Source organism: Methyloversatilis sp. (genome assembly GCF_030696805.1).
In the GTDB taxonomy this organism is placed as follows: Bacteria; Pseudomonadota; Gammaproteobacteria; order Burkholderiales; family Rhodocyclaceae; genus Methyloversatilis.
In genome coordinates, this window is the sequence record NZ_JAUYRO010000096.1 from 78,438 (window position 1) to 92,582 (window position 14,145).

The window sequence follows — 14,145 nt, forward strand, 5'->3', positions numbered from 1 at the left end:
AGTGATGAAGGAGCCGCAACCATGATTGACCCGATGCTTCTTGACCAGCAGCTGTGTTTTGCCCTCTATGCGGCGACGCATGCCATCACCCGTTGTTATTCGCCGGGCCTCAAGGCCCTCGGCCTGACCTACCCGCAGTATCTGGTGATGCTGGTGCTGTGGCAGGAGGACGCACTGACACTGAAGGCGCTTGCCGAACGTCTGGACCTCGATTCGCCCACGTTGACGCCGCTGCTCAAGCGCCTTGAAGGCGCCGGCTACATCACGCGGGCGCGCAGCCGGATCGACGAGCGGGCACTTGAAATCCGGCTCACCGATGCCGGACGCGCACTGCGCGAACAGGCGCGGCCAGTCCATGCCGGGGTGGCTGAACAGTCCGGCCTGCCGCCGGATGTGTTTGCCCGGATGCGCACGGAACTGCATATGCTGAGCGCGCACCTCAAGCAGCATGACCAGGCGGCGCACGGCGCCGGCTGAAACCGCGATCGGAACCGCCACTCAGTCGCCGAACAGCTTGAGCGTGCTGGCGGTATCCAGTGCAGGAAGATCCACCGGCCCGATCGCTGCGTTGAAGGCTTGCAGCGTCAGCCGATGCGGTGTCCGGCGCACACTGGCATTGTGGAATTCGAGCGCCGGGATTCATGTGCGCGTCAGTAAGAACCCGGCCGCGCCGCGTTGACGAAGCGGGTGTGTTCGCCCTGGAAGCCGAGCGTGACCGTTCCGGTCGGGCCGTTGCGGTGCTTGCCGATGATGATTTCGGCAAGCCCCTTGTCCTGCGTATCCGGGTTGTAGACCTCATCCCGGTAGATGAACATGATGATGTCGGCGTCCTGTTCGATGGCGCCGGATTCGCGCAGGTCGCTCATGACCGGCCGCTTGTTGGGTCGCTGCTCCAGTGCGCGGTTCAGCTGCGACAGCGCGATGATGGGTACGTGCAGTTCCTTGGCGAGCGACTTGATGGAACGGGAAATTTCCGAAATTTCCGCCGTCCGGTTCTCGCCATCGCGCGTGCCTGACATCAGCTGCAGGTAATCGACCACGATCAGGCCGAGCTTGCCGCATTGCCGGTACAGCCGCCGCGCGCGGGCGCGCAGATCGGTCGGATTGATGCCGCCCGTTTCGTCGATGTGGATGGGCGCTTCATGCAGCTTGCCCAGTGCCATCGTCAGCCGGCCCCAGTCATCGTCGGTCAGCCGTCCGGTGCGCAGACGGCCCTGGTCGATCTTGGCGACCGACGACACAAAACGCATGGCCAGCTGGGTGCCGGGCATTTCAAGTGAAAAGATGGCAACCGGCAGCCCGATGTCGACGGCAATGTGTTCGGCGATATTCAGCGCGAATGAGGTTTTACCCATGGCCGGGCGTCCGGCGACGATGATCATGTCGCCCGGCTGCAGGCCAGCCGTCTTCGCGTCGAGATCGATGTACCCGGTAGGGACACCGGTGACGTCGGACGGATCGTCGCGGTCGTACAGTTCCTGGATACGGTTCACCACCTGGACCAGCAGCGGCTGGATGGCGACGAATCCAGAGCCGGTGCTGGCACCGGCTTCCGCAATCTCGAAAATCTTCGATTCCGCCTCGTCGAGCAAGGTCTTGGCGTCGCGTCCGCGGGGCGACAGCGCACTCGCTGCGATTTCATCGCCCACGCTGACCAGTTTGCGCAGGATCGCGCGCTCGCGGACGATTTCCGCGTAACGGCGGATGTTCGCTGCAGAAGGCGTGTTGTTGGCGATCTCGCCCAGATACGCCAGACCGCCGGTCTGCTGCCCCTCGTCGGACTTCTCGATCGACTCATACACCGTTACGACGTCGGCCGGCTTGCCCTGTTCGATCAACTTTGCGATGTGGCGGAAGATGCGGCGATGGTCGTCGCGGTAGAAATCCGACTCACCAACCTGGTCACCGACACGGTCCCAGGTACTGTTGTCGAGCAGCAGCCCGCCGATCAGCGATTGTTCGGCCTCGATCGAATGCGGCGGCAGCTTGAGGGCAGCGATCTGTCTGTCCTGGGAAGCTTGCGCCGCCTGCGCGTCGGGGTTGCCTGCGTTGCGCACGATGCTCATTGTGTTGTTTTCATTTCCTGGAAGGTGCGTCGTCAATCCGGCAATCTAGTCCCGCCGGGCGTACGGCACAACGGCGCAAGCTGTGGATAAGCTGTGGGCAGCGATGTGGACATTCCGGAAGGACATCTGGACGCCGCATCGCAAAACAAAAAAGCCACCCTGAGGTGGCTTTCCTGCTGCGATCCGGCCATCCGGCCGGAAGTGACGATCAGCTTTCGCCGACCACTGCCACCGTCACATTGACGAGCACATCCGAATGCAGCGCGATTTCGAACTGGCTTTCGCCGGTTGTCTTCAGCGGACCGTCCGGCATGCGCACCATCGACTTGTCGACCGGGAAGGACTGGGCGACCAGTGCCTCCGCGATGTCGGACGTCGACACCGAACCGAACAAGCGACCATCGACACCGGCCTTGCGCATCACCTTGACGGTCACGCCTTCCATTTTTTCGGCGACGGACTTCGCTGTCGCCAGACGTTCGGCAGAAGCCTTTTCCAGTTCGGCGCGACGTGTCTCGAACACCGCCAGATTTTCCGGCGTCACGCGCTTGGCGCGCCCGGTCGGAATCAGGAAATTGCGGGCGTAACCGTCACGTACCTTCACCACATCGCCCAGATCGCCGAGCTTGGCCACTTTATCCATCAGGATGACTTGCATGGTCGTCTCCTCGCTTACTGGTGCAGGTCAGTGAAAGGCATCAGCGCAAGAAAGCGGGCGCGCTTGATGGCCGTGGACAGCTGGCGCTGATAGCCGGCACGGGTGCCGGTCAGTCGCGCCGGCATGATCTTGCCGTTCTCGGAAATGAAATCCTTCAGGATTTCGACGTCCTTGTAGTCGATTTCTTCGATCTTCTCGGCGCTGAAACGACAGAACTTGCGGCGCTTGAACATGCTGCGCGATCCGCGGTCGTCCTTCTTCTTTGCGTTTTTCGGTCTGAAAGCCATGGTGGTTCCTTCCATTTTTGCGACGGTTCGCGGGTCAGCGTTCCGTCACGAATTCGATGCTGTTCATGTGCATGACTGCCTGCCTGCTTCGTGCGCTGCGGGCAGCCATGAATCCTTGTGCAATCAACGCGGTTCCGAGCGGAGCGGCGGCGAGCAATCCGGCCTGGTCTCCGAGCAGCACGAAGTCGGTTTCAAGCCTGACTTCGCGCGGCACGCCGTTCTCGATCTGCTGCGAATGGTGTTCCAGACATCCCCGCAGGATCGGCACGCCAGCCGGTGTATGCCTCAGCGCATCACGTTCGATCAGGGTGGCGTGCAACGTGAAACTGTTGATCGCCTGACCGGACGGATTCGCCTCGCGCTCCGTATCCGTTCCGCCTTCGATCAAGCGGCCGGCTGTTCGGCGACCGGCTCGGCTTCCACAGCCGGTGCCGAGTCAGCGGACGGCGCCGAATCAGCGGACGGTGCCAGCAGCGAGCGCGACTTTTCTTCCTTCATCATCGGCGAGGGCGTCACAACAGCCTTGCGCATCTTGATCGTCAGATGGCGCAACACAGCGTCGTTGAATTTGAAAGCGTGCTCGAGTTCGGCCAGCGTTTCGTTGTCGCACTCGATGTTCATCAGCACGTAGTGAGCCTTGTGCACCTTCTGGATCGGGTAGGCCAGCTGGCGGCGACCCCAGTCTTCCAGACGATGAATGCTGCCGCTGCGGCCCGTGACCAGCGTGCGGTAGCGCTCGACCATCGCGGGCACCTGCTCGCTCTGGTCCGGATGGACGATGAAAACCACTTCGTAATGTCGCATGTAATCTCCTTGCGGTTTTTGCCCGCCTGCCGTGCGGCAGACTTGGCGGTTAAGCCTCCCGGCATGCGAATCCGGTGAGGCAAGGTAAGCCAAACATTATAGCCCGGAAAATCAAGGCGTCACAAGCCGATCCGGGCGCTGCGCTGGCGTCTGGCCTCGAACAGGCAGATGCCGCTGGCCACCGATACATTCAGGCTTTCGACCGTGCCATGCATCGGGATCATCGCCAGCACGTCTGCGGTTTCGCGCGTCAGCCGGCGCAGGCCGTCCCCCTCCGCGCCGAGCACCCAGGCCACGGCGCCTGACTGGTCAACCGAATACATCGACTGCGTTGCCTCGCCGGCCGCGCCGATGGTCAGGATGTCGCGTTCCTTCATTTCGCGCAGGCTGCGCGCGAGGTTGGTAACCGTCACGTAGGGCACGGTATCAGCTGCGCCGCTGGCCACCTTGATCGCGGTGGCGTTCAGGCCGACCGCACGGTCGCGCGGCGCGATCACGGCATGGGCACCCGCCGCATCGGCGACGCGCAGGCAGGCGCCGAGATTGTGCGGATCCTGGATGCCGTCGAGCACCAGCAGCAGCGGCGGCTCGGACAGCGCATCGAGTACGTCGTCGAGCGAGCGATAGGGAATCTGTGCCAGCACGCGCGCCACCACGCCCTGATGGCGGGCTGCGCCACCTGCCAGACCGTCAAGTCGCGCCGGGTCGGTCTGCACCAGTTTCACACCGGCCGCTTCAGCCGCGCGGATGAGGTCGCGCATGCGACCGTCTGTCCGTGCCGTCGAAACGAACACTTCCTTCACACTGTCCGCAGCATGACGGATCTTTGCCGTTACCGCGTGGAAGCCAAAGATGTAACGCGTATCACCACTCATTTCTTGCCACCGCGCTTCGGTGCCGGCGACTCAGACGTGGTCGCTTTCGTCCCGGTGTTTGCTGCGGCCGGCTTCGACGATTTGGAAGGCGACTTCGACAGCAGCAAGGCGGCTGGCTTGGCAGCAGCCTTCGCGGCAGGGGTCGTGGTCTGTGTTTTTGCGGCTACCGGCTTTGCGGGCTCTTGCTTTGGCGTCTTGAGCTTTGCCCCCTTTTTCGTGCCTCCTTTGGGCGGTTTGGCCGGCGCGTCTGACGCAGACTTGGAGGCCGCTTTCTGTTTCTTGCCGCCAGACGGCTTTTCCAGGGCCGCCGCGTACGGGGACGATGGAGCCGCGGACGCCTGAGCCGCCTTTCTGGCTGCCCGACCGCGACCGGTTTTCACCGCCTTCGGCGGCGTCGCGGGTTCGACAGGTTCGACGGCGACTCGCTTGCGCGATGTAGGACCGGTCGGCCCGGCTTTCGGCGTCAGCGATGCGCGCGGCACGCGGCCGAAATCCTCACCGCCGTCCGCCAGCCTGAACTCGATGCGGGTGTTGTCCAGATCGACCCGCACCACCTGAATGCGCACCCGGTCTGCGAGGCGATACATGCGTCCGCTGCGCTCACCGACCAGACGATGCTTGCCCTCTTCGTAATGGAAGTAATCGGCGCCCAGTTCGGAAATGTGCACCAGCCCTTCGATGAAGACATTGTCGAGCGCAACGAACAGACCGAAAGGTACAACGGCCGACACGCTGCCTTCGAACGCCTCACCCACGCGATCCTGCATGAAGTAGCACTTGAGCCAGTTCTGGACGTCGCGGCTGGCTTCGTCGGCGCGCCGCTCGGTGGTCGAGCAGTGCAGGCCGATGTCCGACCAGTCACCTGGCTCGTAGCGCTTTTTCGCCAACGAGGCCTTGATCGCGCGATGCACCAGCAGATCGGGATAGCGGCGGATCGGCGACGTGAAGTGGGTGTAGGCCTCGTAGGCGAGCCCGAAGTGGCCCACATTGTCTGGGCTGTAGACGGCCTGGCGCAAGGAACGCAGCATCACGGTCTGCAGCAGCTGGCGGTCCGGGCGGTCGCCGATCTGCGTCAGCAGTGCGGCGTAGTCCTTCGCGTGCGGCTTGTCGCCACCACCCAGCTGGAAGCCGAACTCGCCGAGAAAGGCGCGCAGCTTCTGCAACCGGTCCTCGCTCGGTCCTTCGTGTACGCGATAAAGCGTCGGCTGCTTGCTGTCTTCGAGAAAGCGCGATGCGCACACATTTGCGGCGAGCATGCATTCCTCGATCAACCGGTGCGCATCATTGCGGGCGTAGGGCACGATGCGGTCGATCTTGCCCTCATCGTTGAACAGCATCAGCGTTTCGACGGTTTCAAAGTCGATCGCGCCGCGCTTTGCACGCGCCTTCTCGAACACGCGGAACACTGCATCGAGCGCTTCGAGGCGCGGCAGCAACGGCTTCAGGCGCTCGCATGTTGCGGGGTCCTTGTCGTAGATCGCTGCCGCCACTTCGGTATAGGTCAGCCGTGCCCTTGAATTCATCACGGCGGCGTAAAAGCTGTAATGCTGGATGGCACCGGTGGCCGATACGTCCATGTCGCACACCATGCACAGCCGATCGACTTCGGGATTCAGCGAGCACAAGCCGTTCGACAGCTTCTCCGGCAGCATTGGAATGACGCGGCGCGGGAAATACACCGAATTGCCGCGTTCGAAGGCATCGATGTCGAGGGGTGCATCCGGCTTTACGTAGTGACTCACATCGGCGATGGCGACGATCAGGCGGAAGCCCTTGCCCTGCCGTTCGGCGTAGACCGCATCGTCGAAGTCGCGCGCCGTTTCACCGTCGATGGTGACCAGCGGTAGCGCACGCAGGTCTTCGCGCTTGCTCATGTCTTCCGGTCGAACTTCTTCGGGCAGGCGCTTTGCCGCAGCAAGTGCCTTGGCGGAAAATTCGTGCGGCATGTCGTGCTTGCGCAGCGCAATTTCGATCTCCATGCCGGAATCGCCGAAATTGCCCAGAACCTCGACCACGCGGCCGATCGGCGGCGTGTAGCGGGTCGGCTGTTCGATCAGTTCGACTTCGACCACGCTGCCAGCGGCGGCTTTCAGTGCCCGCTTGCCCTTCTCGGGCGCAGCCAGCACGATCTGCTGGCGGATGCGGCGGTTCTCGGCAATGCAGAACTGAACACCGTGCTCTTCGACGACGCGTGCAACCAGACGAGTGTTGCCGCGCTCGGTCACTTCAACCACCCTGCCCTCACGCCGACCGCGGCGATCAAGTCCGGTGACCCTCACCAGCACTCGGTCACCGTGCAGCACGCTGCGCATTTCCTGCGCGCTCAGGAAGATGTCGCCCTTGTCGCCTTTTTCGCCCTTCTTGTCCTTGCCGTCACCGGTGATGACGAATCCGAACCCGTCCGGGTGTCCTTCGACCCGACCCGCCACGAGGTCAGCCTTGTCGGGAATGATGTAGGCATCGCGCCGGTTGCGCATCAGTTGCGCCTCGCGCTCCATCGCGCTCAGGCGGCGCACGAAGTGTTCGCGTTCCTCAGGCTGGATGTCGAGTGTCTGCACAAGCTCGTCGGCGCTCATCGGCATGCCGGCCTCTTCGAGCATCTGCACGATGTACTCACGGCTCGGCAGCGGATTGTCGTACCGGGTCGACTCGCGTTCGAAGAACGGGTCGGCGCGACGGATCTTGCTGGGTGAATTCTTCTTCTCTGTTTCTCTTGACAACGTAAATGCTTTCTTTAGAATGCGCAGCCTCTTGCCCAGGTGGCGAAATTGGTAGACGCGCTAGTTTCAGGTACTAGTGCCGCAAGGTGTGGAGGTTCGAGTCCTCTCCTGGGCACCAAGAAGCAAGGACGAAAGCCGACAGCGATGTCGGCTTTTTTCTTTTCCTGTTCGCTTTATTCCTGCCGACGTTCCTGACTGCATCGGTCACTGTACGCATTATGAACCGCATGGCCTTCACGGACATGCGGCCCTCGGCCCCGCCATCACTCACTCGAACGGATGGCGCAGCAGAATGGTTTCGGTTCGGTCAGGCCCGGTGGAAATCATGTCGACCGGTACGCCGCAGATTTCCTCAATGCGCTTGAGGTAACTGCGGGCATTCGCCGGCAGTTCATCAAGCGCCTTGATACCGAAGGTTGTGTCCTTCCAGCCCGGCAGAGTTTCATACACCGGCTCGCAGCGCGACAACTCTTCTGCACCGACCGGCAGGATGTCCGACAGTTCTCCGTCGATTCGGTATCCGGTACACACCTTCAGTTCCTCGACGCCATCCAGCACGTCAAGCTTGGTCACGCACAGGCCGGATATGCCATTGATCTGGATCGAGCGCTTCAGCGCGGCGGCATCGAACCAGCCGCAGCGACGCGGGCGACCCGTGGTGGCGCCGAATTCGTTGCCCTTCGTGGCCAGATGGCGTCCGGTGTCATCGAACAGTTCAGTCGGAAACGGGCCGCCGCCGACGCGCGTCGTGTAGGCCTTGGTGATGCCGAGCACGTAATGCAGCATGGTCGGGCCGACGCCGGCGCCGGCCGCGGCGGCACCTGCGACGCAATTGCTCGATGTGACGAATGGATAAGTTCCGTGGTCAATATCGAGCAACGTGCCTTGTGCGCCCTCGAACAGAAGGTTGGAACCTGCCTTGTTTGCTTCGTACAACGCACGCGGCACGTCGGCCACCAGCTTTTCGATACGCGGCGCCAGCGCCAGCGCGCCGTCCAGCGTTTCCTGGAAATCGACCTTGGGTGCGCCGAAGTACTGCGTCAGCACGAAGTTGTGGTAGTCGAGTATCTCCGCCAGCTTGGCTGCGAAACGTGTCGGACGCAGCAGGTCTTGCAGGCGCAGCGCACGGCGCGCCACCTTGTCCTCGTAAGCCGGACCGATCCCGCGACCGGTGGTACCGATCTTGTTCTCGCCCTTGGCCGTTTCGCGGGCACGATCAAGCGCCTGGTGGTAGGGCAGGATCAGCGGACAGGCCTCCGAGATACGCAGGCGCGCCGCAACGTCGACACCGGCTGCCTCCAGTTCGTCCATCTCGGACAACAGCGCCTCCGGTGAAAGCACGACACCGTTGCCGATATAGCAGGCGACGCCTTCGCGCAGCACGCCGCTCGGAATCAGGTGCAAAACGGTCTTCTTGCCGCCAATCACCAGTGTGTGGCCGGCGTTGTGACCGCCCTGGAAGCGCACCACACCCTGTACCGAATCGGTCAGCCAGTCTACGACCTTGCCCTTGCCCTCGTCACCCCACTGACTGCCGACGACCACTACGTTCTTTGCCATGCTTTAAACCTTTCTATCGAGCGACACGATTTGCCACTCACCTTCAACAAATTCCAGTTGGCGGTCACACCCGAGTTCGGCGACATCGGCCGAATGACCCGGCAGGTCGACCACCACGATTTCGCCGGAGTCACGCAGTGCGCGAACTCGCTGCATCAGCGCGGCATCATGACCATGCGGCGCCCGGATGCCCGGCCGCCGTTCAAGTTGCGGCGCCTGCCGCGCCAGCTGTCGCAAGTCCAGGCTGAACCCGGTCGCAGGACGCGCACGGCCGAAACTCCTTCCAACTTCATCGTAGCGCCCGCCGAGCGCAATCGCCTGCGCCTGCCCGGCACAGTATGCGGCGAACGTGATTCCACTGTGGTAGTGATAGCCGCGCAGGTCCGCCAGGTCGAAACCCAGCACATCAGTGTCGACCGATGCACCGACGCGCTCAAGTTCGGCCAGTGCAGTCGCAATTTCCAGGCAATCCGGCAGCGCAGCGCGTGCCCGCGCGAGCGTGTCGGCCTTTCCGTACAAATCGGGCAGCGCAAGGAAAGCAGCCCTGAGCATGGCGGATTCATCCACCAGCAGCTGTCGCAGCGATGGCATATCCTTGGCCTGAAGCGCAGCAAACAAGTCCTGCAATCCGTCATCGCTGCGCAGCTGAGGCGACTCCAGTCGGTCTGCCAGCGCCCGAAAAATGCCGACATGGCCGAAATCGATGCGTGCCAGCTCAACCTGCGCAACATCAAGCGCCCTCAGCAGCAAGTTAACCACCTCGACATCGGCTTCGATCCCCGCATGACCGTAAAGCTCTGCGCCAAGCTGTATGGGCTCCCGCGTGGCATTGAATCCGGACGGCAGTGCATGTACGACCGCGCCGCAATAACACAGGCGGACAACGCCGTTGCGGTTCAGCAGGTGGGAATCGATGCGCGCGACCTGGGGCGTGATGTCGGCACGCAACCCCATCGTCCGACCAGACAGCTGATCCACCAGTTTGAAGGTGCGCAGATCCATGTCGCGACCACTGCCGGTCAGCAGGGACTCGATGTATTCGACCAGGGGCGGGACGACCAGCTCGTAGCCCTGGGTCAGGCACTCATCAAGCAGGCGCCGACGCAGGTTTTCGACCTGACGTGCCTCGTCGGGCAGCAGGTCTTCGATCGATTCGGGCAATAACCAGCGACGCATCACTTGAACAGCGCAATCAGCGCAATACCGATAATCATTGAGGTCAGACCGACGAAACGAAGCTGGCCGTCGGCCAGCTCTGTCGCTCTGCGAAAGGTTTCGCGCCAAAGACGCGGCGCCACGAAAGGCAGAATGCCTTCAATGACGAGCATCAAACCCACGGCGATGAGAAGAATTGAATCCATCACGAAAAAAGCACAGCCCGCATTGCGGGCTGGTGACTTTTCATTCCGTACGGCGAATAAATAACCGGTGGACTATACAGCAGCTCGGACGCCTGGGGTTCCGACCCTATTTCACGGACTGCCTGCCGCTATTGTTGAGATAGCGGAAGAAGTCGGACGTCGGCTCGATAACCATCAGGTCGCTCTTGTTCCGGAAGCTCTTCTGATAGGCATCCATGCTGCGGTAGAACGCATAGAACTCCGGATTGGAGCCAAACGCGTCAGCGTAGATGGCCGCTGCCTGGGCGTCGCCGTCACCCTTGACCTTCTGCGACTCGCGGTACGCTTCGGCAACGATGATTTCACGCTGACGGTCGGCGTCGGCGCGGATCTTCTCGGCTTCGGCCGAACCCAGAGAGCGCAACTCGTTGGCAACCCGCTTTCGCTCCGCTTCCATCCGCCGGTACACCGATTCCGACACCTCGGTCGGCAGATCGACGCGCTTGAGCCGCACATCGACGATTTCCACACCAATCTTGACCGCGTCGACGTTGGCCTTGCTTCGCATGTCTTCCATGATTCTGTCGCGCTCGCCCGACACGACCTCATTGACCGTGCGACGCCCGAATTCCTCGCGCAGGCCCGCGTTCACCGTCTGCAGCAGACGCGTTTCCGCAAGTCGCTCGTTGCCGCCGACCGAGATGTAGTACTGCTTGACGTCGGTGATGCGCCACTTGATGAACAGATCAACCAGCACATTCTTCTTTTCCGACGTGATGTAGCGCTCCGGGTCGGCACTGTCGAGCGTGAGGATGCGACGATCGAACACGCGCACATTCTGCACCAGCGGCCACTTGAAGTGCAGGCCGGGTTGCTCGATCACGGTGCGAACTTCACCGAGCTGGAACACGATCGCGTACTGGCGCTGGTCAACCGTGAAAAGCGAGCTGGACAGTACGATCAGCGCAACAATGATTCCGCCGAAGAAAAGGGGCAGCTTTTCGCGCATCAACGTTCTCCTCGCTCACGGGCGCGCAGTGCATCGCGCGATCGCATGTCGGCCGCCGCGGCGTCACCGGACATTGATGGAAGCGTCGTCGTTTCATTGCTGCGATTGCCCGCCGCGACGTCAACCGCAGCCGCGCCAGCCTGCTGCATCAGCTTGTCGAGCGGGAGATACAGCAGGTTATTGCCGCCCTTCGCGTCGAGCAGCACCTTGCTCGTATTCATCATGACCTGCTGCACCGTGTCGATATACATACGCTGCCTCGTGACTTCGGGCGCTTTCACATACTCGGCAAGAATCTGCTTGAAGCGGCTGGCGTCGCCCTGCGAAGTCGCGATGATCCGTTCCTTGTAGCCGTTTGCCTCTTCCAGCAGTCGCGATGCAGTACCGCGTGCCTTCGGAATGACGTCGTTGGCGTAGGCCTGACCTTCATTCTTCTGCCTTTCCAGATCCTGCCCGGCCTTGACGGCGTCGTCGAAGGCGGCCTGCACCTGCTCAGGCGGCTGGGCGTTCTGCAGCGTCAGGCGACTGATCTGGATGCCGGTCTGATAGCGGTCGAGTATCTGCTGCATGATGCGCTGCGCATCTACGGCGATCTGTTCCCGTCCTTCGTAAAGTACAAAGTCCATCTTGCTCTTGCCGACCACCTCCCGCATCGCTGTTTCCGCCGCATGTACAACCGATTCCTCGGGCAGACGGTTCTGAAACAGGTAGGCCACCGGATCCTTCAGGATGTACTGCACCGCGAACTGGATATTGATGATGTTCTCGTCGTCGGTGAGCATCAGTGCTTCCTTGAGCACCTTGTTGCGTTCCGCGCCGCGGTAGCCAACCTCGACCGTCCGCACGCCGGTCAGATTGACCAGTTCGTGCGAATCGATCGGATACGGCAAGCGCCACTGCAGTCCCGGGTCGGTCGTCTCGACAAGTTTGCCGAAACGCAGCACGACGCCGCGCTGACTTGCGTCGACGATGTAAAGACCGCTCGCCAGCCAGACGATGACGATCAGGCCGAGCACCACGCCGATGCCACTGCCAAACTGACGAGGCGTCACAGGCGGACGGCTTTCGCCACCGCCGTTGTTCGACTTGCCGCCGAAAAGCCCGGCCAGGCGCTTGTTGAAATCGCGCCACAGGTCTTCCAGATCGGGAGGTCCCTGGTTGCCGCCTTTGTTGCCATTGCCGCCCTGATTGCCCCAGCGGGGGTCATTCAGCGACATCAAGATCGCATTCAGCACGTTCGGATTGGATAGGTAAGGATGAAAGTTGAGGGGAGCGTTTGTCGTCTTCCTTGGAAGACGTGTCACCGCTCTCTGGTGAGCTGATCACTCGGAGTGCGGAATTCGTCCGCGGTTCCAGGTTCAGGCCTCGGGGATCGTCATTTGGCTGCACACGCTGCGCGGCGGCAATCTTTTCAGCCTGCAATCGCGCCGCGATGACTGACCGCAAATCGGCCAGACCCGCACCGGTGCGAGCACTCACGCGCACTTTGCAAATGTTATCACAGCCAGCCGGGTCGGCTCCCGGCTGCAGCGCGGGCATGAGGTCCACCTTGTTCAGCACCCGGATCTGCGGCACCGCATCGGCGCCTATTTCGGCCAGCACACGATCAACCGCCTCGATCTGCGCATCGCGATCCGGCGCGGACGAGTCGATGACGTGCAGCAACAGGTCGGCGCCAGCCGTTTCTTCAAGCGTCGCGTGAAAAGCGGCAACCAGCGTATGCGGCAGGTCGCGTATGAAGCCGACCGTGTCCGATAACACCACCTGTCCGAACTCACCGAGATAGAGCTGGCGCGAAGTCGTGTCGAGCGTGGCAAACAACTGATCGGCGGCGTAACTGCCTGCTTTCGTCAGCGCATTGAACAGCGTGGACTTGCCTGCGTTCGTATAGCCGACGAGCGCAACGACAGGCGTGGACTGCCGCTCGCGCGACTTTCGGCGGACGCCGCGTTGGCGCTCGACCTTTTCAAGCCGCTCTTTCAGCGCCTTCACCCGGTGGCCGAGCAGACGGCGATCCGTCTCTAGCTGCGTTTCACCCGGGCCACGCAAGCCGATGCCGCCCTTCTGTCGCTCCAGATGGGTCCAGCCGCGGACCAAGCGGGTCGACAAGTGTTCGAGCTGGGCCAGTTCGACCTGAAGCTTGCCCTCGTGACTACGTGCGCGCAGCGCGAAAATGTCGAGGATGAGCGCATTGCGATCGATGACACGTCGCGAAAGCGCGCGCTCGAGATTGCGCTGCTGGCTGGCCGACAACTCGTGGTTGAACAGGACGATGTCTGCTTCGTTGGCATTGGCAAGGTCGAGAATCTCGGCCACTTTGCCCTTGCCGGCAAAGGTCGCGGGATCGGGAGCCTGCCGCTTGCCACCTGCGCGAGCCACCGGCACCGCACCTGCACTCAGTGCGAGCAGCGTGAATTCGTCCAACCGGTCTTCGTAGTCGCCTTTGCCGAGATCGAGCTGGACAATGACCGCGCGCTCGCCGGTCTCGGGCCGCTCAATCATGCGAACGTAGTGCCTGCAGGTGACCGTTTTCGCCGGTCAAGCGCTGTCGCCCTGATCGTGCTGGATATTGACCGGGCGCGCGGGCACGACAGTCGAAATTGCGTGCTTGTAGACCATCTGCGTCACCGTGTTCTTGAGCAGTACGACGTACTGGTCGAACGACTCGATCTGACCCTGGAGCTTGATGCCATTCACAAGGTAGATCGCGACCGGCACGTGCTCGCGGCGCAGGGTGTTGAGGAAGGGGTCTTGTAGCATTTGCCCTTTGTTGCTCATGTGGACACCTCTTGTTTATTTGAAATAGGACTCTACTGGATTTTTTGA

General features: G+C 61.9%; 15 protein-coding genes and 1 tRNA gene. 2 read left to right on the top strand and 14 right to left on the bottom strand.

Annotation, left to right across the window (positions count from 1 at the left end; genetic code table 11):
- Positions 1-21 precede the first annotated feature (21 nt).
- Positions 22-477, top strand: a complete 456-nt coding sequence (locus Q8R75_RS16320) for a MarR family transcriptional regulator (protein ID WP_069037354.1) — start codon at positions 22-24, stop codon at positions 475-477.
- A gap of 173 nt (positions 478-650) precedes the next feature.
- Here Q8R75_RS16320 and dnaB read toward each other — a convergent pair whose 3' ends face one another.
- From dnaB to rnr, 7 genes are all read right to left on the bottom strand, one after another.
- Positions 651-2,066, bottom strand: a complete 1,416-nt coding sequence (dnaB, locus tag Q8R75_RS16325) for a replicative DNA helicase (protein ID WP_305611958.1) — start codon at positions 2,064-2,066, stop codon at positions 651-653.
- A gap of 208 nt (positions 2,067-2,274) precedes the next feature.
- Positions 2,275-2,724: a 50S ribosomal protein L9 gene (gene rplI / locus Q8R75_RS16330; protein ID WP_305611960.1), complete on the bottom strand. Its 450-nt coding sequence runs from the start codon at positions 2,722-2,724 to the stop codon at positions 2,275-2,277.
- 14 nt (positions 2,725-2,738) lie between these two features.
- On the bottom strand, positions 2,739-3,011 hold the full coding sequence (gene rpsR, locus Q8R75_RS16335; protein ID WP_069040341.1) for a 30S ribosomal protein S18: 273 nt from the start codon (positions 3,009-3,011) through the stop codon (positions 2,739-2,741).
- A gap of 34 nt (positions 3,012-3,045) precedes the next feature.
- On the bottom strand, positions 3,046-3,399 hold the full coding sequence (priB, locus tag Q8R75_RS16340) for a primosomal replication protein N (RefSeq protein WP_305611962.1): 354 nt from the start codon (positions 3,397-3,399) through the stop codon (positions 3,046-3,048).
- Positions 3,396-3,815 (bottom strand): 30S ribosomal protein S6, encoded by a 420-nt coding sequence (gene rpsF, locus Q8R75_RS16345; protein ID WP_305611964.1) that lies wholly within the window; start codon positions 3,813-3,815, stop codon positions 3,396-3,398. Before rpsF ends, priB begins: the two co-directional genes overlap by 4 nt.
- Positions 3,816-3,934: 119 nt before the next feature.
- Positions 3,935-4,690 (bottom strand): 23S rRNA (guanosine(2251)-2'-O)-methyltransferase RlmB, encoded by a 756-nt coding sequence (rlmB, locus tag Q8R75_RS16350; RefSeq protein WP_305611966.1) that lies wholly within the window; start codon positions 4,688-4,690, stop codon positions 3,935-3,937.
- Positions 4,687-7,410, bottom strand: coding sequence for a ribonuclease R (gene rnr / locus Q8R75_RS16355; protein ID WP_305611968.1), 2,724 nt, complete (start codon positions 7,408-7,410; stop codon positions 4,687-4,689). The genes rlmB and rnr overlap by 4 nt, the downstream gene beginning before the upstream one ends.
- A 33-nt stretch (positions 7,411-7,443) precedes the next feature.
- On the opposite strand from rnr, the gene Q8R75_RS16360 reads away from it, so the two are divergent.
- Positions 7,444-7,528, top strand: a tRNA-Leu gene (locus Q8R75_RS16360).
- Positions 7,529-7,677: 149 nt separating this feature from the next.
- Here the strand turns inward: Q8R75_RS16360 and Q8R75_RS16365 are convergent.
- The 7 genes from Q8R75_RS16365 to hfq form a co-directional block, all read right to left on the bottom strand.
- Complete coding sequence (locus Q8R75_RS16365) at positions 7,678-8,970, bottom strand: adenylosuccinate synthase (protein ID WP_069037361.1); 1,293 nt, start codon at positions 8,968-8,970, stop codon at positions 7,678-7,680.
- 3 nt (positions 8,971-8,973) lie between these two features.
- Positions 8,974-10,146 (bottom strand): ATP phosphoribosyltransferase regulatory subunit, encoded by a 1,173-nt coding sequence (locus Q8R75_RS16370; RefSeq protein WP_305626183.1) that lies wholly within the window; start codon positions 10,144-10,146, stop codon positions 8,974-8,976.
- Positions 10,146-10,331 carry a DUF2065 domain-containing protein gene (locus Q8R75_RS16375; RefSeq protein ID WP_305613399.1) on the bottom strand — a complete coding sequence of 62 codons (186 nt, stop codon included), beginning with the start codon at positions 10,329-10,331 and terminating at the stop codon, positions 10,146-10,148. The genes Q8R75_RS16370 and Q8R75_RS16375 overlap by 1 nt, the downstream gene beginning before the upstream one ends.
- Positions 10,332-10,437: 106 nt before the next feature.
- Positions 10,438-11,319, bottom strand: coding sequence for a protease modulator HflC (gene hflC / locus Q8R75_RS16380; protein WP_305626182.1), 882 nt, complete (start codon positions 11,317-11,319; stop codon positions 10,438-10,440).
- Positions 11,319-12,536 carry an FtsH protease activity modulator HflK gene (hflK, locus tag Q8R75_RS16385; RefSeq protein ID WP_305613097.1) on the bottom strand — a complete coding sequence of 406 codons (1,218 nt, stop codon included), beginning with the start codon at positions 12,534-12,536 and terminating at the stop codon, positions 11,319-11,321. The genes hflC and hflK overlap by 1 nt, the downstream gene beginning before the upstream one ends.
- Positions 12,523-13,821 (bottom strand): GTPase HflX, encoded by a 1,299-nt coding sequence (gene hflX / locus Q8R75_RS16390; protein WP_305613098.1) that lies wholly within the window; start codon positions 13,819-13,821, stop codon positions 12,523-12,525. The genes hflK and hflX overlap by 14 nt, the downstream gene beginning before the upstream one ends.
- Before the next feature lie 36 nt (positions 13,822-13,857).
- On the bottom strand, positions 13,858-14,097 hold the full coding sequence (gene hfq / locus Q8R75_RS16395) for an RNA chaperone Hfq (RefSeq protein ID WP_069037366.1): 240 nt from the start codon (positions 14,095-14,097) through the stop codon (positions 13,858-13,860).
- Positions 14,098-14,145: the final 48 nt, after the last annotated feature.